The organism is Phyllobacterium sp. K27, assembly GCF_054796155.1.
In genome coordinates this window covers 907,501-929,310 of record NZ_JBTWND010000004.1, presented here as the reverse complement: position 1 = coordinate 929,310, position 21,810 = coordinate 907,501, and the positions used below count along the sequence as shown (strand labels likewise).

Below are 21,810 nucleotides of genomic sequence, written 5' to 3'. Positions count from 1 at the left end.
TATTTCGCGCACTCTTGACGTGCATTTAATCTCGCATCATATGTTGTTACATGAAACGAAACAGCCGTCTTTCCGCCGTCCTCCACGTCATCCTCCACATGGCGGAGCACGCCAAGCCCATGACATCGGAGGAGTTAGCCAAATATATGCATACCAATGCCGTTGTTGTCCGCCGGACAATGGCCGGGTTACGAGATGCCGGATTTGTACGATCCGAGAAAGGCCATGGCGGTGGCTGGATTATAGCACGCGACCTGAAAACTCTAACTCTTCGCGACATTTACAACGCGCTGGGCTCGCCGGACTTTTTTGCTCTTGGCAACAGAGCCGATAATCCTGCCTGTCTTGTGGAGCAATCTGTCAATCACGCGCTCGACAATGCGTTTCAGGAAGCCGAAGCCCTGATCATCGACCGGCTCGGCACGATAACACTCGCCGATCTCGCCGCCGATTTTCATCAGCGCTTCGACGCGATCAGAAAGGAGAGAAAATCCCATGACCTATGATGTTATTATTATTGGGGGAAGTTATTCGGGCCTCGCCGCCGCATTGCAAGTCGCCCGTGCACGTCGCAACGTGCTTGTTATGGATGCAGGCGAGCGCCGCAATCGATTTGCCGAAACCTCCCACGGATTTCTGACACAAGACGGCAGTTCGGCTGCGCAGATTGCACATGTCGGGCGCGAGCAGTTGCTGGCTTATCCGAATGTCACCTGGGTTGATGCCCGCGTGGAGAACGCCAAAGGTGCCCTTGATGCCTTTACTATCGATACGTCATTTGGCGAAAGCTATCAGGGCCGACGTCTTATTCTGGCAACAGGTGTCACAGATATACTGCCAACAATTCCCGGTCTTCGCGAACGGTGGGGAAAGAGCGTATTTCATTGCCCTTACTGTCACGGTTACGAAGCAGGTGGCGGGAACATCGGCGTACTGGCAACCGGTCCTTTATCGGCACATCAAGCGCTCATGCTTGCCGACTGGGGCAATACCACCCTTTTTCTCAACAGCATGTTTGAGCCTGATAATGAACAGCTCGGTGCTTTGGCAGCGCGTAATGTAATGATCGAATATGCAGCGATTGCGGCGATATCGGGCGAAGAGGCCCAACCGATTGTAGAGCTTTCTGACGGACGTGCCATATCCCTTGCCGGATTGTTCACTCTTTCACGCACCGCCGTTAACGGTCCCCTTCCCCGGCAACTGGAATGCATTCTTGAGGATGGGCCGCTGGGAACGTTCATCCAAACGGACGCGAGCAAACTGACTTCGGTTCCGGGTGTCTATGCTTGCGGCGATACGGCGCTTATGGCCGGATCGGTTTCCTTTGCCGTGGGCGATGGTGCTCGGGCGGGGGTTTCAGCACATCAATCGCTGATATTCCCCGGCCCGGCACATTGATTTACCTCGGCTGTGCCTCGGTTCGAGCTTGCCGGTACGATACCAGCACCAGCGCACCGATGAAAATTCCAGTCATCAAGAGAACGATGGTCGGCGCAGGTGCGCTGTCGATGAAAAAGGCGAAGTAGGTCCCGAAGAAGGATGCCAATACCGCAACGACGACGGAGACAATAAGCATTTTGCTGAAGGAGCGTGTGAGCAGAAAAGCAATTGCTCCCGGAGCAATCAGCATGGCAATCGCCAATATTATGCCGACAGCTTTCAAAGCGCCCACAATCGTCAGGGAGATCAGGCAAAGCAACCCGTAATGCAGAAGTCTTACGCGTAGCCCGACCGCTTGGGCCTGAACTGTATCAAATGCGTGAAGCAGAAAATCGCGCCATTTAAGGATGACAGCCCCGGCAGTTATCGCCGCGATGATCGCCGTCTGGGCAATATCGCTCCAGCTGATACCGAGCATGTCGCCAAACAATATGTGGTCGAGATGCACATCAGACTGGATCTTTACATAAAGCACGAGGCCGAGGCCGAACATGCCCGAAAAAACAACGCCCATCACAGTGTCTTGTTTTATCCGACTGTTTTCTTTCAAGAACCCCGTGGCAATTGCACAAAACATGCCTGCAACAAATGCCCCAACCGCATAGGGCAAACCGACTATATAGGCGATGACCACACCCGGGAAAACTGCATGTGAAATGGCATCACCCATGAGGGACCAGCCCTTGAGCACCATAAAACAGGACAGAAGAGCCGTTGGAATTGCCACCAGCACGGAAATGATCAGAGCATTGACCATAAACTCAAACTGAAACGGGGAAAGCAGTATTTCAAAGAGGCTCATAACGGCACCTCCTGCGCTTTTGCAACCCGTCGCCGGGCTGCAATCAGTCCGTGTTTTGGGGCAAAGATGAAAGCCACCAGAAAGATAAGCGTCTGCAAAAGGACAATGATTCCGCCGGTAGCCCCGTCGAGAAAATAGCTGATATAGGCGCCGGTAAAGCTTGTCAGAGCACCGATCATGACAGCGATGACGAGCAGCCGCGGGAACCGGTCGGTCAAAAGATAGGCGGTAGCGCCTGGGGTTACGACCATGCAGATAACCAGAAATGCTCCGACTGTCTGTAATGCTGCCACGGTAGAAGCCGACAAGAGCGTGAAGAACAAGACCTTGAGAGCCGTTGGATTGAGACCAATGGAACGTGCATGACTCTCATCGAAAAAGACAACCATGAGATCCTTCCATTTTACCAGCAGAATTGCCAGTGAAACAAAGCCAATAATGGCGAGTTGGAGCGTATCTTCCGGCGTAATGGCGAGGATATTGCCAAGGACAATCGTCTGGATATTCACGGAAGTCGGTGACAATGACACCATGAACAGGCCAAGACCGAAGAAAGATGAAAAAATCAAACCGATAATGGCATCTTCTTTGAGCTTTGTACGCTGATTGAGAAACAGCATCGCCGCGGCGGCCAGCCCACCCGAAAAGAAGGCACCAATGGAGAATGGAAGCCCAAGCATATAGGCTCCGGCCACGCCCGGAACGATAGAATGCGAAAGCGCATCCCCGATGAGGGACCAGCCTTTCAACATAAGATAGGCTGACAGAAAAGCGCAAACACCGCCTACCAGCGCCGAAACCCACATGGCATTGACCATGTATTGATAGGAGAATGGCTCGAGCAGCAATGTCATCTCCGGCCGTCCGTAATTTTTGGAGATCCCACATTTTCGTAGAGCACAAAGGGACGCTCATCATCGGTAATCACGCCGACAGGCCGCCCTTCACCGGCATGCGGTGCATCAAGCTTGAAGTGACGCAGCACACCGCCAAATGTCCGCTCGAGATTTTCTTGCGTAAATGTCTCGGTCGTAAGACCATAGGCAAGCACAGTGCGATTGAGCAAAACTGTGCGATCACAGAACTCCGGAACACTGCCAAGATTATGTGTTGAAACCAGAATGACGCGGCCCTCATCGCGCAAGGCGCGCAGCAATGTGATAATCGCCTCTTCTGTTTTCACATCCACCCCGGTGAATGGTTCATCCAGCAAGATGACGCGGCCATCCTGGGCTAAAGCGCGCGCAAGAAAAACCCGCTTTTTTTGCCCGCCGGAAAGTTCGCCAATCTGCCGTTTGCGAAATTCCGTCATACCCACACGCGCAAGGGCATCCGATACCGCCTGTCGATCTGCGGCCTTGGCGATACGCATCATGCCCATATGACCATAACGGCCCATCATGACAACATCTTCCACCAGAACAGGGAAGTTCCAGTCGATTTCCTCGCTCTGAGGAACATAGGCGACAAGGTTCTTCTTCAGCGCCTCGTTTACCGATTGGCGGAGCACCGAGATCGTTCCCTGGGAAGCGCGGACAAAACCCATGATTGCTTTGAAAAGCGTTGACTTTCCGGAACCATTGACCCCCACCAGCGCCGTAATTGTGCCAGTAGGGATTTCAAATGTCGCATCGCGCAATGCCGTATGGCCGTTGCGGTAGGTAACCGTCGCGCCTTTCACCGAAATACCCCCACCCGTGTCGGACAACACTGGTGACGATTTGTTAACTGATTGAAAAGATTGAGCGTTCATTGGGTGGTGCCTTTGGAAAGACCTTCCGCTACCCTGCTGGACGTTACGCGCAGAAGATCGATATAAGTCGGAACTTCGCCATCGGTATCGGTCAACGAATCCACATAAAGCACGCCGCCATAACTTGCTCCGGTTTCCCGAGCGACCTGCTTGGCAGGATCGGCAGAGATCGTGCTTTCCGAGAAGACGACGCCGATCTTGTTCGCACGAACCGCGTCAATCACCTTGCGCACCTGTTGGGGCGTGCCTTGCTGATCTGCATTAATTGGCCAGAGATAAATCTCCTTCAGGTCGAAATCACGGGCCAGGTACGAGAACGCACCCTCGCTGGATACCAACCAACGCTTCTCTGCTGGAATGGCCGCAAGTTCGTCTTTGATAGGGTCAATTGCCGCCTTGATTTTCGCCTTATAGACTTCGGCATTTGTCTTGTAGGTATCTGCGTTAGCCGAATCATATTTTACAAAAGCATCGCGGATATTATCGACATAGATCAATGCTGCTGTCGGGGACATCCACGCATGGGGATTTGGTTTGCCGGTATACGGCCCCTCTGCAATGCCCATTGGCACGACACCCTCGGAAACAACGACTCCTGGCACATGCTTTAAATTGGCAAAAAACTTCTCAAACCAGAGTTCAAGATTAAGCCCGTTCCATAGAACAAGTTGAGCACCCTGCGCCTTCTGGATATCGCCTGGCGTTGGCTGATAATTATGAATTTCTGCACCTGGCTTGGTGATCGACTCAACAATTGCTGCATCGCCGGCGACGTTGCGCGCAATGTCAGCAATAACCGTAAATGTCGTCACTGCCTTGAATTTATTCTGCGCAGATGCTGGAACGATTGCCAAAATCATTCCGAAGATCGCGCCCGTTACTACGGCCAACACAGACCATTTCACCCCATCCAGCATAATTTCTCCTTGTTGCAATTGATTTGCAACTGCATCTTTAATGGGTATTGCCATTTATTGCAAGTGCGAATGATTTGCAAAACTGGATGGCAACATGTGTCAGGAGTCAATTGCGCGCAGACTGTGGAACTTTGACAGAAAATGCTGGCATTGGTATCAGTTCGCTCTCTCTTACCGCCGCTGATCCCTGTTTGACATTTTGCCAATTGAAGGACTGTGACGATGCCCGACACGACTGGACCAGTAAATGGCGCTTTAACCCTTGCAATTGAAGCGCATGGGCTAACCAAGCACTTCGGCAATGTTCCCGCTGTCGACGGTATTGATCTGCATGTTCCGCGTGGCATGATCTTTGGCATTCTCGGTCCGAATGGAGCTGGCAAGACCACCTTGCTGCGCATGCTGGCAACGCTGCTGCCGCCGGATGCAGGTTCGGCAAAGGTGCTGGGTTTTGATCTAAAAGACTCGCCCCATGAGGTGCGCGGATCAATTGCCATGACCGGACAGTTTGCCTCGCTCGACGAAGATCTGACGGGGCGTGAAAATCTGATCTTGCTCGCGAGACTATGGGGTTTCCGCGGACAGAACGCCAAGAAACGTGCTGACGATTTGCTGACAGCTTTCGACCTGGCTGACGCCGCCACAAAACAGGTCAAAGACTACTCCGGGGGCATGCGCCGGAGACTGGATATCGCCGCGTCACTTGTGGTCACGCCCGGGGTTCTTTTTCTCGATGAACCAACAACCGGCCTTGATCCCATGGCACGCAAGAGCGTGTGGCGTATGATCCGCTCTCTTTCCGAGGCTGGCGTCACCATCCTTTTGACCACACAATACCTCGAGGAAGCCGACCAACTCGCGGCACGCATAGCAGTGATCAATCACGGCAAAAAGATCGCCGAAGGCACGAGCCGCGAGCTGAAAGCTGCGACTGGCTCTGGCTTTCTACACCTGACATTGGTTGACCCTTTACGCATTGATGAAGCGGAGCGCGTATTGGAAGAAATAACCAGCAACAGGCCACAGCGAAGCTCGGAAGGTGCCGCCTTGTCTTTGATGGTGGACACCCCGCAGAATGCCAATCGTGCTCTGGCTGCCCTGATCAAGGCAGATATTGAACTTGCTGACTTCTCAATGGGTGCACCAAGTCTCGATGAAGTGTTTTTCGCGCTGACCGGCCAGATTACCGAGTCCCAGAGCCCCGAAGGAGCTGCGTGATGGACGATAAAAATGCAACAATTGCACTTATCCACGCAGCCCGACCTCCTCAACCTTCGGCATTCTCCAATGCGCTCGTTTTTGGATGGCGTGCAGTATTGAAGTTTAAGCACATCCCGGAGCAACTCTTCGATCTGGTGATGACGCCGATCATGTTCACATTGCTCTTCACCTTCGTTTTTGGTGGTGCCCTCTCAGGATCTACGGGGGCTTATCTGCAATATTTCCTACCGGGGATCCTCGTACAGACCGTGGTATTCAATTCAATGTATTCAGGAATGGGTCTGAGCACGGATCTCGGCAAAGGGCTGTTCGACAGATTTCGCTCATTGCCGATCTGGTCTCTTTCGCCGTTCGCGGGTCTGATGGTTGGCGATATCCTACGCCACCTCATCGCCTCGCTGCTCATTTTGATAATCGGAATTATCCTTGGTTACAGACCGGAAGCCGGGATTATAGGGATCATCGAATCTCTGCTGTTGCTTATCGTTATAGGTTTCGGCTTTGGCTGGATATTTCTGGTGCTCGGGCTTGTGATGCGCACACCCAATACGGTCATGACAATGGCTTTTACAGGCATTATGCCTTTGGTCTTTGCATCGAACATCATGGTTGATCCCGCGACGATGCCCAGTCTGTTGAGAGCGTTTGTCGAGGTGAACCCTGTATCATTGATGACAACGGCCATGCGCGGTCTTATGGCCGGCAATGCGACAGCTGATCAAATCGGTACAGCACTTATTGCACCAGTCGTGTTGACCGTCACGCTCGCGCCGCTCACGCTTTGGCTCTATCGCCGCAAATAAAGCCAACCACGATGGCTGCAATGAAAGCAGCCGTTTGGCGCAGAGAGCCAACTTTTGGAGCATTGACTCCCTGCAAAAGTGCAGGCCTATTTCACTTTCCTACTCGCCGTAAGGAACCCATATATTCTTAACCTGTACAGCCCGGCGCAGATATTCCTTGCCTTGTGCCCTGTTGCCAAGCCAGTCGCGCTGACGACCATTGCTGACCCATGTTGTCTTCAGGTTTCCACATGAAGCCCGCTCGACCATGGCGCTGCCATCCTTGGATCCGACATACCAGATCGCATCAACCTCATCATGTTCCGCCAAGGTTTTGGCAAGAACATCACGTTCACCCGTAATGATGTTAATCACACCACCGGGCACATCGGATGTGTCCAGCACCTGATAAAGAGTGGTTGCCAGCAGTGGGTGCCGGGTTGATGGCACCGCCACCACGCGATTGCCCATTGCAATTGCCGGAAGCACCAGCGAAACAAATGACAAGAGCGGGTTTTCATCCGGGCAAACAATACCGACAATGCCGAAGGGCTCGTTCATTGCAAGCGTCACGTGACGTGACTTGGTCGCATGGACTGCGCCATCATATTTATCGGCCTGTGCAGCATAATAAAAGATGCGGCGCAGCGCCGTCTCAAACTCTTCCGCTGCCGCCTTGGCCGACACGCCAGTGCTTTCAACCAAAAGCGCCTCGAACTCGCCACGACGCGCGTCGAGATTTTCGCCAAGGTAGTAAAGCACCTGAGCGCGGTTATGCGCCGTTGCACCGCCCCAGCCTCCGGCTTTCGTTGCCGCTTCCACAGCATTGCGGATATCCTTGCGGTTACCGATGCCTGCCTGACCAATGACCTGATTGCCTTTGCCGGTCACGGAATAGGAATAGCCCCCGTCAGGTCGTGCTTGCTTGCCGCCAACATAATTCTTGGCCGTGCGGTCGATCGACCCGCCAAGTAAAATTTTGGCATCTCCATTGGGAGCCGCCGACAGTTTCAAAGGCTGTTCAGTCTTTGCCACTGGCAGGCGTTTTTCCCAATCCGCTGTGAGATACTCGTAGAGGCCCTCGCGGCCACCTTCCCTGCCGAAGCCGGATTCGCGATAACCGCCAAAACCTGCGCCCGCATCGAGAAGATTGGTGGAATTGATCCAGACAACTCCGGCTTTCACCCTCGCAGCCATATCGAGCGCCAGATTGATATTCTCTGACCATATCGAGGCTGCCAGCCCATACTTTGTATTGTTCGCCAGCGCGATTGCCTCGTCAGGCGTACGGAACGTGGTTGCCGTTGCAACAGGGCCGAATATCTCGATTTCACAGACAGTCGAGGCCGGATCAACGTCTGTAAAAAAACCTGGAGCAAAGAAATTGCCTTTGGCCGGAAGCTTTACAGGCGCCTGCCAAAGCGTCCCGCCTTCAGTCTTGCCCTGCTCAACCAGCGAAGTGACCCGCTTCAACTGACCTGCCGAAACCAGCGCACCGATATCCATGGTCTTGTCGAGCGGATCGCCCACCCGCAATGTTTCCATGCGTTTGCGTAACTTGTTGTAGAAGCGCTCGGCAATCCCCTCCTGCACGAGAATACGAGAGCCAGCGCAGCAGACTTCACCTTGATTGAACCAGATTGCGTCAACAACCCCTTCGATAGCACCATCGATATCTGCATCTTCGAAGACAATGAAGGGCGATTTGCCACCAAGTTCCAGCGAGAGCTTCTTTTCCGATCCGGCAATCTGTTCGCGGATGATGCGTCCAACTTCGGTGGAGCCGGTGAAGGCTACCTTGTCGACATCCTTATGACCGCAAATGGCCGCACCTGTCGCACCGTCACCATGCACGATATTGACTACGCCTGCGGGCAGACCAACCTCATGGCAGATTTCCGCAAAAGCGATAGCCGTTAGCGGCGTTAGTTCAGCAGGTTTCAGTACAACAGTGTTACCTGCAGCAAGCGCCGGAGCGATCTTCCACGCCAGCATAAGCAAAGGAAAATTCCATGGAATCACCTGACCGCAAACGCCGACTGGAGAATATCCTTCAAACTCGGTCTCGACCATCTCGGCCCAACCGGCATGATGATAGAAATGACGAGCGACAAGCGGAATATCGATATCCCGTGTCTCGCGGATTGGCTTGCCATTGTCCATTGTTTCCAGCACGGAAAAGAAACGCTCACGCTTTTGTATATGCCGTGCAATGGCGTAGAGATATTTGGCCCGCTCATGTCCGGGCAACACCGACCATTTGCCGAATGCTGCGCGGGCAGCCTTTACTGCGGTATCCACATCGGCATCCGTGCCATGCACGACTTTTCCAAGCGTAGAGCCATTTGCAGGGTTCGACACGGCAATCAGATCACGGCCTTCAATGCCGGTGAATCTGCCATTTATGAAGTGTCCGAAACCTTGGCTGTTGGCATCGAGCCAGACTTGAACGTCAGTATTACTTTCCGGTGCCGGGCCATATTCCATGGTGCGAAGAATATCCTTGATCTGTCCCATGTTCGATTCCTTAAGCGAGCGCGTGGCGCGACGACGCGGCGTAGCGGCCCGTCACATAATGTTCGAGTTGCCGTTCGATATCGCCAAGCATCGAACTTGCTCCAAGGCGAAAAAGATCGGGCTGCAACCAAGGCAGGCCCAGTTCCTCCTTCATCAGGATCAGCCAATTCAAGGCGTCCTTGGCAGTTTTCATACCGCCAGCGGGCTTGAAGCCTACAATCTGGCCGGAATATTCACCGAAATCACGCAAGGCCCGTAACATGACCAGACTGACCGGCAAGGTCGCATTGACCTCTTCCTTGCCTGTAGATGTTTTGATGAAATCGGCACCTGCCTGCATTGCCACCATGGAAGCGCGATAGACGTTACGCAGCGTGTTGAGATCGCCAGTTGCGAGAATTGCTTTCAGATGCGCGTCGCCAGATGCCTCGCGCATTTGGACGATTTCGTCGTAGAGCGCGTCCCAGTTCTGAGTCAGAACCTGTTCGCGATTGATAACAATATCAATTTCCTTGGCACCCTCACCGACTGCATACTTGATTTCGGCAAGGCGCTGCGGCAGTGGCGTTAAACCAGCGGGGAAGCCGGTCGCAACCGATGCAACAGGAATGTTCGTTCCGCGCAAGGCTTTGACAGCATGGCCAACCATAGTGGGATAAACACACACTGCGCCTGTCGTGATATTAGCGTCGGCAAGGCCAAGCGCTTCGAGAATGTCTGCACGAACCGGCCGTTTCGCCTTGGCACAAAGCCGTTGTACACGCCCGGCCGTATCGTCGCCAGCAAGTGTGGTCAGATCAATGCAAGTGATCGCTTTTACGAGCCAGGCAGCCTGATATTCCTTTTTCACGGTCCGGCGCGTCGTCAAGGTAGCAGCGCGACGTTCCGTGGCGGAGCGGTTGACTGCAATATCCTCAAACCATTCGGGTTTCAGTTCAGTTCCGGTATTGCGCGCGTGGGCCTTCTGCACAGCGAGGTGCGTGCCCTTGGCAACTGATAAGTCTTGCGTGTTCATCCACGACCCTTCCTGTGATCTATGAAGCGATTGAGCAAAATAGCTGCAACGATGATGATCCCCGTGACAGTCATCTGATAGAAGGAGCCCAATCCCAGAAGATTGAATATGTTTCTCAGAACCTGAAGCAACATTACGGCAAAGAATGTGCCTAGAACACCGCCGCGACCGCCAAAAAGGCTGGTGCCGCCCAGAACAACTGCTGCGATGGCGTCAAGCTCCAATCCTTGCGCTGCTGTTGGCTGGCCGATACGCAAACGCGATGTCAGAAGAATCCCGCCAAGCGCGGCCATGAAGCCAGAAACGGCAAAGACTGCCGTGATTATAAAGCGGGTAGGCAAACCGGAAAGACGGGCTGCTTCCGGATTGCCACCCGTCGCAAACACATACTCCCCAAAGACCGTAAGGCGCAGCACAAGTCCTGCCACAATGCAAAGGCCGATGAAGATCAATCCCATGGACGAGATAGCAAAGCCGGGAAAGATCGGCACCATGGTGGAGCCGATGGCAGCAAAACCTTGCGGCAGCCCGCTGACTGGCACGCCATCCGTCAGAAGATAGGTAATGCCCCGGAACGAGACGAGGCCGGCCAAAGTCACAATGAAGCTCGGCACTTGTGCCAGAGCGCTTGTCGCACCCATAGCTGCGCCGCAGGCCGTTCCCGCCAAAACAGTTATTGCAACTGCGATGAATGGATCGAAACCGTTCGACATGAGCACCGCCACCAGCATACCGCACAGTGCCACTATGCTACCGACGGATAGGTCAATGTTTCCGGTGAGAATGACAAAGGTCATCCCAATCGCGACAACGCCTACTACCGCCGCCTGCTGGAAGAGGTTGGCTATGTTTGCGAAAGTCAGAAAATTATCTGACAAGGTCGTCGCGATTACCACCACCGCTAAAAAGATGACGATGAAGTTATACTCAATACCCAGATCGATGATCCGTTTTCCTAGCCCTGGCGAAGGCGGCTGCGCGGCTGACATTGCGATTTTAGACATGGTGTTCACCCAATATTGTAGCCCGCAAGATTGTGTCGCGGTCAGTGATGGACGGATCATATCGTCCGATATTGCGGCCCTCATGAAAGACCCAGATCGCGTCGCAGGCCGCATAAAGCTCTTCAAGCTCGCTGCTGGCGACAATTACTGCGGCTCCATCTTCTGCCAATTTATCAACCAGATTGTAGAGATCGGCTTTGGCTCCGATATCAAGGCCACGGCTTGGCTCATCCAGCAAAAGTACGCGGGCGCCATTGATGATCCATTTTGCCAGAACGACCTTCTGCTGATTGCCGCCGGAAAGCTGCACAACAGCTTGCTCCGGCTTGCCATATTTGGTCGAAAGGCTTTGGAGGACAGGCGTTGTCTTCTGTTTCTGAAGCGAATGTCGTGTCAACCAGCTTTGGCGCATTGAGGGCAAGGTTGCATTCTTGTAGATCGGCGCGTGCAGTATCAGGCCCTCGGTCTTGCGGTTCTCCGGGACAAGGCCCAAACCACAGCGAATAGAGTCTGCCGGGTGACGCGGATGGAAGCTCTTGTCTTCCAGCACTATTTCACCTTCAAAATGGTGCGCTCCAAATAATGCCTTCAAGAACGATGTACGGCCCGATCCGTTAAGCCCCGTGAGCCCGACAACCTCGCCCCAGCGAACATCAAGTCCCGAAATATCAAGGCCCTGCGCACCACGCAGCCTGTTGACCTTCAATGCCACTTTACCAGTGACAGGCTTGCGAACTTTACGCTCAATCAGCGAACGCTCCCTGCCTATGATGGCGGTAACAAGGTCATCGTCAGTCGTGTCGGCAATGTTGTAAGTTCCGATGGTCTTGCCACCGCGCAAAACTGTAACGCGATCACCAATCTCGCGCAGCTCGCCGAGACGATGACTGACATAAACAATTGCAACGCCATGCTTCACCAAATCACGAATGACTTTGAAGACACTTTTCAGCTCGGTTTCGTTGAGCGAAGCCGACGGCTCGTCCATGATAATGATTTTCGCATCCATGGTCAGCGAGCGGGCAATTGCGGTCAGCTGTTGGTTTGCAACAGACAGCGTTTCAACGCACGCATCGGATGCAAAATTTGCACCAACGCGCCGCAAAGCTTCGCTGGCGCGTCTGCGCCTTGCCTTGTGATCAATCAGACCAAATTTACCAGGCGCGTGACCGAGAAACAAATTCTGTTCGACAGTCAGCTGCGGGACAAGATCCAGCTCCTGATAAATCATGGAAATGCCAAGCCGCGATGCTTCGGCCGGGCTGCGCAACTCGACAGGATGGTCATCAAGTACAAGTCGCCCGCCTGTTGGCCGGAAAGCGCCTGCAATGATTTTGAGCAGAGTCGATTTTCCAGCCCCATTTGCGCCAAGCAGACAATGAACCTCACCTGCACGGATTTCGAGCGATGCAGATTCCAATGCAATGATATTTGGTAGAAATGTCTTCGAAACGTTTTTCACCGTCAGAATATTACGTGTCATCGCTTATCCCCAACGCATAGCGGGCAGTAGCTTCATCGGTAACGATGACTGATACATATCCGGCTTTCAGAACCGAGGTTGCAATCGCAAATTTCTCGTCGCCCGCGACCACTCCAATTGACCATTGCTTGCTTTTCAACTGTTCAAGACGCATGCCAACCGTCCGGTCATCGATCGCCGTATCAACAATTTTACCGTGCTTATCGACAAAGCGTCCTAGAATATCACCGACCGCACCTGCATCTTTGAGCCGATCTATATCGGCTTCATCGAGATAGCCTGAACTCAAGAGCACGGATTCATGCGTGATCCCGCCCATGCCGAAGCAGACGATATCGGCTTGCATGGCAAGTCTGAGGACCCGCTCAATAATTGGATCTTCCTCGAGAACCTCGCGTGTACTTTTCTTTCCTACGATAGCCGGAACTGGCAGCAGTGTTGCAGTGCCGTTGCCAGCCTTGGCAAATTCTTCTGCCACCGCACTGGTATGCGTCACCGTCGAGCGCAGGTTGGTCGCACCATTGACCAGCACGACATGCACGCCAGGATTCCAGTTATTGGGCAGGAAGCGCGCTACAGCTGACATGGTACGCCCCCATGATACCCCGATCAATTCCGCCTTGGGATTGAGTCCTGTCAGATAGCGTGCGGCGGCCTGCGCAACACTCTCCATAAGCAGAGCAGAATCGGTTGTGCCGCCGGAAGGAACCACTATCGCGTCGCGAAGCCCGAACTCCTGCTGCAATCTCACTTCAAGTTCTGTCTTGCGGTAGGCACGCGGTGTTATCTCAATGCGGACAACACCCAATTCCTTCGCCTCGGTCATGAGGCGGGCAACCTGCCAGCGGGTCAAACCAAGTTCTTTGGCAATTTCACTCTGGGTCTTGTCGAGATCATAATAGAGCTTGGCTACACGCACCATAAGATGTTCGCGCTGCTCATCGGAGGGCAATCTTACGGAAGGTGTCTGACGTGCATCGTTCATCGTTCGGCTCCTGCCTTTTGCCGTGCGCTCAAAGCATGGAGCACCGGCGTCAATGATTCCGTTGCATTTCTATAAAGTTCCATCATCTCGCGATAGCGTTTTGACCGCTGGCCATCCGGAAGCATTTCTTTGGTCGGAGCCGCGCAGGCTTCAGAGGCAGTGATCAAATCCGGAAACAGGCCAAGCGCATGGGCCGAACAAATTGCTGTGCCGACAAGCGAAAGATTGTCGCCATATGCAACGTGCACAGGCCGCTGCAAGGCATCAACGGTTGACTGCAGCCACAGCGAGTTTTTGCAAATGCCACCGGCAACGACAATCCGATCGACAGTCACACCGCGTTCTTCAAGGACGGCCACCACGTTGGCTGAACCTAATACGATGGAATCGACTGCTGATGCGTATATGTCTGCCCGGTCATGACCAAGTGACAATCCGAGTACGGCACCGCGTAGATCAGCGTCGCGATATGGCGTGCGGTTGCCCATCCAATAGTCCAGCGTTAAAAGCCCTGAATTGCGGGCTGACGCTGAAGTTGCATCCTCAATCAGCTGTGCTTGTCCTTGCTCGTCAAGCTTAAAAAGCTTTTGACTGAACCAGTTAAGGATCGAACCCGCCGAGACTTGTCCGGCTTCCACCAGCCAAAGTCCGTCCACCAATGCATTTGGATAAGGGCCCCAGAAGCCGCTTACATCACCCTGTTGCTCCAAATGGGTCAAATGAACAACTGATGTTCCGCCAATGATAAGCATCCCGCCAGCGGCGACCGTGCCAGCTCCAAGCATTCCTATATGCGCGTCGATACCCCCCTGCACAACGATCGCTTGTCCGGCAATGCCCAGGGCATCCGCAACCCTTGGTTGCAAATTGCCAATAACATTGCCCACCGGGGTAATCCGTTGCGGTAGTTTTTGCTGCAATCGGGAAACTCCAAGGGCCTCGTAAATTTCCGGCACGAAACTGCCATTTCTGGAATCATAGTTCCACTTGCAAGCTGCATTCATGCGTGAGCCGGCCCACTCCCCGCAGAGCCGGAAATTGATAAAGTCCAGCGCTTCGCAGATGACATCCGCTTGCTCAAAAATCGCTGGCTCATGGGCAGAAAGCCACATTGCCTTGGGCACAAGCCATTCAGCAGCATCGCCACCGCCACTATAATCCATAACCGGATGTTTTACTGCTTCCGTGGCACGAGCTTCTTCACTGGCACGGCAATCCATCCAAAGAATTGCCGGATAAAGCGGCTTGCTTTCCTTGTCGCAAACGACAACTGATGAAGCTGTGGTGGCAACACACACGGCAGAAATTTCATTCGACCCGCATTGCGCAATCGCCTCACGCCCGGCTTTGAGCACCGCTCTCCACCAGTCCTCAGGCTGCTGCTCTGCCCAACCGACACGCGGATAGGTTGTATCATAACTGGATTCCGTCAGCGAAAGCATTGCCCTGCGCGTCACATCGTAAACGCCAGCCCTGACACCTCCCGTGCCGAGATCGAAGTTCAGAACCAATGTCACTCTTGTATCCTCCCTTTCCACACCATTATGGGCGGAACATCACTTTCGAGAAGAACATGGATTTGTCGGTCCGAAATTTTTCAAACATGTCTGGTAACTCCGCTAGATCGAGATCGTGGGTGATCATAAACTCCCATTCGAGCTCACCAGAGCCAAGTTTCTCCAATGTAACCGTCCACTGGCGACCAGGATACGGCGAACCAAAGGAATTCCAGGATCCGTGTAACGATATCTCCTGGCGGAGAAAATGCTGGAATGTCTTGTTTTCCAATGCGACTTCCGCAACTGGTATTCCAATGAAAACCACATGCCCGCTTGGTGCTGCCAGCTTCACAGCCATGTTCACTGACGAAGGATGTCCCGCCGCTTCAACGATCGTATCGCACAGCAAATCAGCCGGGATATCTGAACCGGCAAGAAAGGTATGTTTGGCGCCAGCACGTCGCGCCATGGCCAGTTTCTCTTCGGAAACGTCGATTGCCACGACTTCACTGGCACCCATCAGCCGCATCCACTGGATAGCAAACAGGCCAATAGGACCACAGCCTATGACGCCACCGCGTTGACCCATCGTCATGCCGCCTGCTTTCCATATTGCATGGAGCGCAATTGATGCCGGGTCGGTCATTGCCACCGCACGCGGATCTATATTCTTCGGTGTCTTTAGTAAATTGGAAACCGGAACGCAGACATATTCCGCGTAGGCGCCATCACGGCGCGAGCCAAAATAATCATAGTCGCGACAGCGCGAGAACTGGCCCTGCTGACATTGATCGCATTTATAGCATGGCAGCATCGGTGGAATGGCCACCAGCTCGCCAGTTTCGAAGCCCTCAACACCCTCACCAATCTCGGTAATATGGCCTGAAAACTCATGACCACAGATCAGCGGCATTTTATGCGCGCCCTTGATGAGCATACGCGGCATGTCCGAACCGCAAACACCGACCGCAGCAACCCGGATTTTTACATGGCCGGGATGCAATTGCGGAACCGCGACCTCCTCAAGACGAATATCCCCGGGGGCATAAAGTACTGCTGCACGCATCTGGTAATCCTTGGAATTGACAAAGAGATAGCGGGGCAGGATGTGCCCTGCCCCGCAGGCCTTGGGAGAGGCTGTTACTGACCGAGAACGTTCGGACGATACTCGGCAAAAAGTCCTTCACGCGGGAAATCAGCGACATTATTGGAGGTGACAAGCGTCGAACCTGCATCGACAAACTTCGCTACCTCTTTCTTGGCTGCCGCCTCTCGCGCTACCTGAATCGTCACGTCCCCAAGGTATTTTGGGTCATTGAGAGCCGAACCGATATAATTACCACCATCGGCAATAATGTTCAGCGCCTCAGACAGACCGTCGACACCAGCAACGAGAACATCATTTCGGTTGTTTTCCTTGAGCACCTGCAAAGCTCCAAGCGCCATATCGTCATTATGGGCATAGACAACTTTGACATCGGGGTTTGCCTGCAAAAGATCCTGCATCGCCGTCACAGCATTGGCGCGAATATATTCCGCATACGGTCCTTCAACGATCGTGTGACCGGAGCCCTCAAGAGCCGCATGGAAGCCATCCCGGCGATCCATCATGACAGCGCCACCGGCATCACCCTGAATTTCGATGATCTTGGCTTTCTCAACGCCATCTGCTTTCAATCTTGCGACGACAGCTTTACCAACGAGCTGGCCCATTTTCTTGTTGTCGCGGCCGACATGGGCGGTCACACCAGCACCGTTAACGCTGCGATCCACAGTGATTACCGGGATGCCGGCAGCCACTGCCGCTTCGAGCGATGGAACCACCGCATCGGGATTGACCGGATTGATGATGAGCGCGTTGACGCCCTGCGTTATCAGGTCCTGGATATCATTGTTCTGCTTGCTGACATCGCCGTTCGCATCGAGGAACACCAGTGTATCTCCGCCTGCTTTGGCGGCAGCCTCCGCACCGGTTTTTAACTGGACATAGAATGGAGACTGCAGCGTCACTTGGCTAAATCCGATCTTCAAACCCTCGGCGTGAGCCGAGAGTAATGGCATTCCCGCGCCCAATGCGAGGGCAAGCGTAGAAACAGCAGTAATGGTTTTTGTAAGAAAGCGACGACGGTCGAGCATGGTTTTCCTCCCCAGAACTCATTGATAACAACAAAAGTGCAAATAGTTCACATTTGTAATTTCAAGTAACCAGAAACCGTCATATATGTCAACGTCCAAGCATATGGGTGTCTTCGCAGAACTAACTTTTCCGATGAAATTGGCAGATGCCGGGTGAAAATGCCTGAGGGCCTTCCTTGCTGCTGGGTATGAACACCAATTACGATGCCCCAGCTGGATGGGCGCAGGTCTAGATGTGAGCTTTCAGGAGGTTGTCCATTCGGAGCGGATTTAGGAGACTGGAGTTACCACACCTCAGTTTTCCAGGATCGCTCCGAATGAACATTCATAAGAATGCCCGACTGACCCCGTTGCGTCGAGAGGAAATGGCTGTCGCGGTTCTTTGCGGTGCGCTGACCAAGGCAGAAGCCGGCCGCGTTTATGCCGTTTCGCTCAAGATCGTGTCGCGCTGGGTCAAACGCTTCGAACAGGGTGGGCGTGCCCAGATGATCGATCGCTCGTCGCGCCCGCAAAACAGTCCACAGCAGACAGATCAGGCGCTGGCGCAGCGTATCATCACGCTTCGCCGCCAGCGCCTGACTGGCAAGCACATTGCTCTCGAAACGGGCGTCTCGCCCGCTACCGTCAGCCGTATCCTGCGGCGCGCAAAGCTCTCGCGGATGAAGGACATTGAACCGGCCGAACCGGTGGTGCGCTACCAGTATAGTGAGCCAGGTGGCCTGATCCATCTCGATATCAAGCGGCTAGGCCGTTTCGAACGGGTCGGTCACCGCATCACCGGTGACCGCAAAGGGCAGAGCAACTCACGTGGTGTCGGCTGGGAATACGTTCACGTCTGCATCGACGACGCCTCCCGCATCGCCTTCACAGATATCTTGCCCGACGAGAAGGCCGTCAGCGCCATTGCCTTTCTCAAGGCGGCGGTCACCTACTACAAGCACCTCGGCGTCACCGTCACACGCGTCATGACCGACAACGGCTCATGCTACAAAGCCAAGGACTTTGCAAAGGCCTGCAAGGCGCTCGGTCTCAAGCATATCCGTACCAAACCCTATACGCCCCAAACCAACGGCAAGGCCGAACGCTTCATCCAGACAGCCTTGCGAGAATGGGCCTATGCACGTGCCTATCCTTCGTCAGAGCTCCGCAAAGCCCATCTCCCACAGTGGACGCATATGTACAATTGGCATCGCCCGCACGGCAGCCTAAAATCACAAACACCCATCAGTCGACTCAGTCTAAACTGGGACAACCTCTTGAGGCTCCACATCTAGAGCAAGTTTTGTTTATATAAAGTCATTCTGCGGGAGGGAATTCGTGGACAAGATCAAGGGATTTAGCGAGGCCGATGTTTATCCATCGGACGAGACTGAAGCCCGATGGAATTGGCCCGAATTCACCCGGCCCTTCGGGTTTCCGGCTGACGGCCAACCACTTTGTCAGGCAGCTTCGTCCGATGGAACTACATCGGCCTCGCTACCTTCCGCGTGGACTGTCTCGTCATCCGAGAAACAGAATTGGCTCTATATGAACAAAATTTGCTCTAGCTTTGACTATCTGCAGTTTTGTGGCGTGTGTTTTGTGTGAGGTTTTTTTGCTCTACTCGGATGCATTAATTGCAGTTGAGGAGGGGAGATGTTTGCCAAGTCTATGATGCAAGCGGGTTTGACAAAGACCCGGACATTGGCAACAACTTCGCGATCAGGCGCCAGGGCAACCACTCGCTGTTGAAGTCATTCGTCGTGATGAGCGACGAAGTGCATTAGAAGCATCTGTGTCTTTCTTGGTTGCGGGGACAGGATTTGAACCTGTGACCTTCAGGTTATGAGCCTGACGAGCTACCGGGCTGCTCCACCCCGCGCCACCAAGAACGGCAGATTTGCCGCAGCAGCCCGGATTTTTCCGTTTGTCCGGCCTCAAAAGCGAAGGAGCTTTTTCGGTTCCGGACGGGGTGCTGCTCCACCCCGCGTTATCAAGAACGGCAGATTTGCCGCAGCAGCCCGGATTTTTCCGTTTGTCCGGCCTCAAAAGCGAAGGAGCTTTTTCGGTTCCGGACGGGGTGCTGCTCCACCCCGCGTTATCAAGAACGGCAGATTTGCCGCAGCAGCCCGGATTTTTCCGTTTGTCCGGCCTCAAAAGCGAAGGAGCTTTTTCGGTTCCGGACGGGGTGCTGCTCCACCCCGCGTTATCAAGAACGGCAAGTTTGCCGCAGCAGCCCGGATTGTTCCGTTTGTCCGGCCTTTAAAAGCGAGGTGCTTTTTGGCTTTGGACGGGGTGCTGTCTGCCCTTTTTGCAGCGTTGCCGCTGTATTGAGTTTTGGTTGTTTATCCAGAATTTATTCTGAATGTATTCCAAAAGCAAAAGGCCGCGACCTGAACATGTTCTGGCGCGGCCTGATTGGTCTGTTGTGTATGCGGTGTGTTTTGAGAAGGATTTGTTGCGTTTGGCAGACCTGGCAGCGACCTACTCTCCCGCGTCTTGAGACGAAGTACCATTGGCGCAGGGGCGTTTCACGGCCGAGTTCGGAATGGGATCGGGTGCAGCCACCCCGCTGTAACCACCAGGTCAGCAAAGCGCAACAAAATTGAGAAGCTGGTTTTGTTTGATTTATATCGCTCACGCACGAGTTCCCATACAGCACGCTCGTGCGTCCGAAGGCGTCCGCGCAGCACAGGTCCAAAGGACCGTACGTGCGTGAGCGCAACACGCATGCCTCGTTTACGAGGTATGATGGATATGAGTAATGAGAATGATCAAGCCAATCGAGCTATTAGTACCGGTAAGCTTCATGCGTTGCCGCACTTCCACACCCGGCCTATCAACGTGGTGGTCTTCCACGGCTCTGATAGGGAATACTCGTTTTCAGGTGGGTTTCCCGCTTAGATGCCTTCAGCGGTTATCCCGTCCGTATATAGCTACCCTGCTATGCGGCTGGCGCCACAACAGGTCCACCAGAGATACGTCCATCCCGGTCCTCTCGTACTAGGGACAGATCCTGTCAATATTCCTACACCCACGGCAGATAGGGACCGAACTGTCTCACGACGTTCTGAACCCAACTCACGTACCGCTTTAAATGGCGAACAGCCATACCCTTGGGACCTGCTCCAGCCCCAGGATGCGATGAGTCGACATCGAGGTGCCAAACAACCCCGTCGATATGGACTCTTGGGGGTCATCAGCCTGTTATCCCCGGCGTACCTTTTATCCGTTGAGCGATGGCCCTTCCACGCGGGACCACCGGATCACTATGACCGACTTTCGTCTCTGCTCGACTTGTCAGTCTCGCAGTCAGGCGGGCTTATGCCATTGCACTCGACGACCGATTTCCGACCGGTCTGAGCCCACCATCGCGCGCCTCCGTTACTCTTTAGGAGGCGACCGCCCCAGTCAAACTACCCACCATACACTGTCCCGGATCCGGATAACGGACCGCGGTTAGACATCCATATAGGTAAGGGTGGTATTTCAAGGATGACTCCACGAAGGCTGGCGCCCCCGCTTCAAAGTCTACCACCTATCCTACACATGCCGACACGAATGCCAGTGTAAAGCTATAGTAAAGGTGCACGGGGTCTTTCCGTCTAACCGCAGGAACCCCGCATCTTCACGGGGAATTCAATTTCACTGAGTCTGCGTTGGAGACAGCGGGGAAGTCGTTACGCCATTCGTGCAGGTCGGAACTTACCCGACAAGGAATTTCGCTACCTTAGGACCGTTATAGTTACGGCCGCCGTTTACTGGGGCTTCAATTCAAAGCTTGCACCTCTCCTCTTAACCTTCCAGCACCGGGCAGGCGTCAGACCCTATACGTCGTCTTGCGACTTCGCAGAGCCCTGTGTTTTTGGTAAACAGTCGCTACCCCCTGGTCTGTGCCACCCTCCTCTACTTGCGTAAAAAAGGGTCACGCTTCTTCCGAAGTTACGCGTGCAATTTGCCGAGTTCCTTCAACGCAGTTCTCTCAAGCGCCTTGGTATTCTCTACCAGTCCACCAGTGTCGGTTTAGGGTACGGTCTATACGCGGGAGCTATTTCCTGGAACCGCCCCGAAGCCCCTCCAATCCAATAAGGAGGAACAACATACGCGATCCGTCACTACCCGCAGGCCCACGAATATTAACGTGGTTCCCATCGACTACGCCTTTCGGCCTCGCCTTAGGGGCCGGCTAACCCTGCTCAGATTAACTTTAAGCAGGAACCCTTGGACTTTCGGCGAGGGAGTCTCTCACTCCCTTTATCGTTACTCATGTCAGC

Annotated in this window: 19 protein-coding genes, 1 tRNA gene and 2 rRNA genes (1 of these 22 only partly in view); 7 read left to right on the top strand and 15 right to left on the bottom strand. The window is 53.8% G+C overall.

All coding sequences use genetic code 11. The annotated features are described in order from the left end of the window. Positions 1–50: 50 nt before the first annotated feature. A complete protein-coding gene (locus tag ACYJL1_RS25915) occupies positions 51–506 on the top strand; it encodes an RrF2 family transcriptional regulator (RefSeq protein ID WP_460899947.1) in 456 nt (151 codons plus the stop codon). Continuing rightward, entirely contained in the window at positions 496–1,401 is a 906-nt protein-coding gene (locus ACYJL1_RS25910) for an NAD(P)/FAD-dependent oxidoreductase (RefSeq protein WP_460899946.1), read from the top strand. The genes ACYJL1_RS25915 and ACYJL1_RS25910 overlap by 11 nt, the downstream gene beginning before the upstream one ends. A gap of 1 nt (position 1,402) precedes the next feature. On the opposite strand, the gene ACYJL1_RS25905 is transcribed toward ACYJL1_RS25910, so the two are convergent. From ACYJL1_RS25905 to ACYJL1_RS25890, 4 genes are read right to left on the bottom strand one after another with little or no spacing between them, the layout of a single operon-like run. Further along, the gene (locus tag ACYJL1_RS25905) at positions 1,403–2,245 is read right to left on the bottom strand and encodes a metal ABC transporter permease (RefSeq protein ID WP_460899945.1); all 843 of its coding nucleotides are present in this window, start codon (positions 2,243–2,245) and stop codon (positions 1,403–1,405) included. After that, positions 2,242–3,099 (bottom strand): metal ABC transporter permease, encoded by an 858-nt coding sequence (locus ACYJL1_RS25900; protein WP_460899944.1) that lies wholly within the window; start codon positions 3,097–3,099, stop codon positions 2,242–2,244. Before ACYJL1_RS25900 ends, ACYJL1_RS25905 begins: the two co-directional genes overlap by 4 nt. Beyond that, positions 3,096–3,998: a manganese/iron ABC transporter ATP-binding protein gene (locus tag ACYJL1_RS25895; protein WP_460899943.1), complete on the bottom strand. Its 903-nt coding sequence runs from the start codon at positions 3,996–3,998 to the stop codon at positions 3,096–3,098. The genes ACYJL1_RS25900 and ACYJL1_RS25895 overlap by 4 nt, the downstream gene beginning before the upstream one ends. Beyond that, the gene (locus ACYJL1_RS25890) at positions 3,995–4,915 is read right to left on the bottom strand and encodes a metal ABC transporter substrate-binding protein (protein ID WP_460899942.1); all 921 of its coding nucleotides are present in this window, start codon (positions 4,913–4,915) and stop codon (positions 3,995–3,997) included. The genes ACYJL1_RS25895 and ACYJL1_RS25890 overlap by 4 nt, the downstream gene beginning before the upstream one ends. Before the next feature lie 222 nt (positions 4,916–5,137). Between ACYJL1_RS25890 and ACYJL1_RS25885 the strand changes: the two genes are divergently transcribed. After that, positions 5,138–6,133, top strand: coding sequence for an ATP-binding cassette domain-containing protein (locus ACYJL1_RS25885; RefSeq protein ID WP_460899941.1), 996 nt, complete (start codon positions 5,138–5,140; stop codon positions 6,131–6,133). Then, complete coding sequence (locus ACYJL1_RS25880; RefSeq protein WP_460899940.1) at positions 6,133–6,939, top strand: ABC transporter permease; 807 nt, start codon at positions 6,133–6,135, stop codon at positions 6,937–6,939. Before ACYJL1_RS25885 ends, ACYJL1_RS25880 begins: the two co-directional genes overlap by 1 nt. Before the next feature lie 99 nt (positions 6,940–7,038). On the opposite strand, the gene ACYJL1_RS25875 is transcribed toward ACYJL1_RS25880, so the two are convergent. From ACYJL1_RS25875 to ACYJL1_RS25840, 8 genes are all read right to left on the bottom strand, one after another. Continuing rightward, complete coding sequence (locus tag ACYJL1_RS25875) at positions 7,039–9,435, bottom strand: aldehyde dehydrogenase family protein (protein WP_460899939.1); 2,397 nt, start codon at positions 9,433–9,435, stop codon at positions 7,039–7,041. 10 nt (positions 9,436–9,445) lie between these two features. Beyond that, on the bottom strand, positions 9,446–10,450 hold the full coding sequence (deoC, locus tag ACYJL1_RS25870) for a deoxyribose-phosphate aldolase (RefSeq protein ID WP_460899938.1): 1,005 nt from the start codon (positions 10,448–10,450) through the stop codon (positions 9,446–9,448). Then, the gene (locus ACYJL1_RS25865; RefSeq protein ID WP_460899937.1) at positions 10,447–11,454 is read right to left on the bottom strand and encodes an ABC transporter permease; all 1,008 of its coding nucleotides are present in this window, start codon (positions 11,452–11,454) and stop codon (positions 10,447–10,449) included. Before ACYJL1_RS25865 ends, deoC begins: the two co-directional genes overlap by 4 nt. Then, entirely contained in the window at positions 11,447–12,937 is a 1,491-nt protein-coding gene (locus tag ACYJL1_RS25860; RefSeq protein ID WP_460899936.1) for a sugar ABC transporter ATP-binding protein, read from the bottom strand. Before ACYJL1_RS25860 ends, ACYJL1_RS25865 begins: the two co-directional genes overlap by 8 nt. Continuing rightward, positions 12,927–13,922, bottom strand: a complete 996-nt coding sequence (locus tag ACYJL1_RS25855; RefSeq protein ID WP_460899935.1) for a sugar-binding transcriptional regulator — start codon at positions 13,920–13,922, stop codon at positions 12,927–12,929. The genes ACYJL1_RS25860 and ACYJL1_RS25855 overlap by 11 nt, the downstream gene beginning before the upstream one ends. Further along, positions 13,919–15,439, bottom strand: coding sequence for an FGGY-family carbohydrate kinase (locus ACYJL1_RS25850; RefSeq protein ID WP_460899934.1), 1,521 nt, complete (start codon positions 15,437–15,439; stop codon positions 13,919–13,921). The genes ACYJL1_RS25855 and ACYJL1_RS25850 overlap by 4 nt, the downstream gene beginning before the upstream one ends. 25 nt (positions 15,440–15,464) lie before the next feature. Next, the gene (locus ACYJL1_RS25845; protein ID WP_460899933.1) at positions 15,465–16,487 is read right to left on the bottom strand and encodes a galactitol-1-phosphate 5-dehydrogenase; all 1,023 of its coding nucleotides are present in this window, start codon (positions 16,485–16,487) and stop codon (positions 15,465–15,467) included. A 74-nt stretch (positions 16,488–16,561) separates the two neighbouring features. After that, complete coding sequence (locus ACYJL1_RS25840; protein WP_460899932.1) at positions 16,562–17,557, bottom strand: substrate-binding domain-containing protein; 996 nt, start codon at positions 17,555–17,557, stop codon at positions 16,562–16,564. A gap of 317 nt (positions 17,558–17,874) precedes the next feature. On the opposite strand from ACYJL1_RS25840, the gene ACYJL1_RS25835 reads away from it, so the two are divergent. After that, complete coding sequence (locus tag ACYJL1_RS25835; RefSeq protein ID WP_460895967.1) at positions 17,875–18,831, top strand: IS481 family transposase; 957 nt, start codon at positions 17,875–17,877, stop codon at positions 18,829–18,831. Between the two features lie 43 nt (positions 18,832–18,874). Then, entirely contained in the window at positions 18,875–19,144 is a 270-nt protein-coding gene (locus tag ACYJL1_RS25830; protein WP_460899931.1) for a hypothetical protein, read from the top strand. Positions 19,145–19,341: 197 nt separating this feature from the next. On the opposite strand, the gene ACYJL1_RS25825 is transcribed toward ACYJL1_RS25830, so the two are convergent. Further along, positions 19,342–19,418, bottom strand: a tRNA-Met gene (locus ACYJL1_RS25825). A gap of 18 nt (positions 19,419–19,436) precedes the next feature. On the opposite strand from ACYJL1_RS25825, the gene ACYJL1_RS25820 reads away from it, so the two are divergent. Beyond that, positions 19,437–19,802: a hypothetical protein gene (locus tag ACYJL1_RS25820; protein ID WP_460897418.1), complete on the top strand. Its 366-nt coding sequence runs from the start codon at positions 19,437–19,439 to the stop codon at positions 19,800–19,802. 205 nt (positions 19,803–20,007) lie between these two features. Here ACYJL1_RS25820 and rrf read toward each other — a convergent pair. Next, positions 20,008–20,122 (bottom strand): 5S ribosomal RNA (gene rrf, locus ACYJL1_RS25815). Positions 20,123–20,306: 184 nt separating this feature from the next. Then, a 23S ribosomal RNA gene (locus ACYJL1_RS25810) occupies positions 20,307–21,810 on the bottom strand; it runs 1,455 nt beyond the window's last position.

What these genes read in the sequence shown, in the direction of transcription:
- ACYJL1_RS25885 (WP_460899941.1), top strand. Translation starts at nt 5,138, where the DNA reads ATGCCCGACACGACTGGACCAGTAAATGGCGCTTTAACCCTTGCAATT.
- ACYJL1_RS25910 (WP_460899946.1), top strand. Translation starts at nt 496, where the DNA reads ATGACCTATGATGTTATTATTATTGGGGGAAGTTATTCGGGCCTCGCC.
- deoC (WP_460899938.1), bottom strand. Translation starts at nt 10,450, where the DNA reads ATGAACACGCAAGACTTATCAGTTGCCAAGGGCACGCACCTCGCTGTG.
- ACYJL1_RS25890 (WP_460899942.1), bottom strand. Translation starts at nt 4,915, where the DNA reads ATGCTGGATGGGGTGAAATGGTCTGTGTTGGCCGTAGTAACGGGCGCG.
- ACYJL1_RS25875 (WP_460899939.1), bottom strand. Translation starts at nt 9,435, where the DNA reads ATGGGACAGATCAAGGATATTCTTCGCACCATGGAATATGGCCCGGCA.
- ACYJL1_RS25840 (WP_460899932.1), bottom strand. Translation starts at nt 17,557, where the DNA reads ATGCTCGACCGTCGTCGCTTTCTTACAAAAACCATTACTGCTGTTTCT.
- ACYJL1_RS25905 (WP_460899945.1), bottom strand. Translation starts at nt 2,245, where the DNA reads ATGAGCCTCTTTGAAATACTGCTTTCCCCGTTTCAGTTTGAGTTTATG.
- ACYJL1_RS25915 (WP_460899947.1), top strand. Translation starts at nt 51, where the DNA reads ATGAAACGAAACAGCCGTCTTTCCGCCGTCCTCCACGTCATCCTCCAC.
- ACYJL1_RS25845 (WP_460899933.1), bottom strand. Translation starts at nt 16,487, where the DNA reads ATGCGTGCAGCAGTACTTTATGCCCCCGGGGATATTCGTCTTGAGGAG.
- ACYJL1_RS25880 (WP_460899940.1), top strand. Translation starts at nt 6,133, where the DNA reads ATGGACGATAAAAATGCAACAATTGCACTTATCCACGCAGCCCGACCT.
- ACYJL1_RS25855 (WP_460899935.1), bottom strand. Translation starts at nt 13,922, where the DNA reads ATGAACGATGCACGTCAGACACCTTCCGTAAGATTGCCCTCCGATGAG.
- ACYJL1_RS25900 (WP_460899944.1), bottom strand. Translation starts at nt 3,099, where the DNA reads ATGACATTGCTGCTCGAGCCATTCTCCTATCAATACATGGTCAATGCC.
- ACYJL1_RS25860 (WP_460899936.1), bottom strand. Translation starts at nt 12,937, where the DNA reads ATGACACGTAATATTCTGACGGTGAAAAACGTTTCGAAGACATTTCTA.
- ACYJL1_RS25865 (WP_460899937.1), bottom strand. Translation starts at nt 11,454, where the DNA reads ATGTCTAAAATCGCAATGTCAGCCGCGCAGCCGCCTTCGCCAGGGCTA.
- ACYJL1_RS25895 (WP_460899943.1), bottom strand. Translation starts at nt 3,998, where the DNA reads ATGAACGCTCAATCTTTTCAATCAGTTAACAAATCGTCACCAGTGTTG.
- ACYJL1_RS25835 (WP_460895967.1), top strand. Translation starts at nt 17,875, where the DNA reads ATGAACATTCATAAGAATGCCCGACTGACCCCGTTGCGTCGAGAGGAA.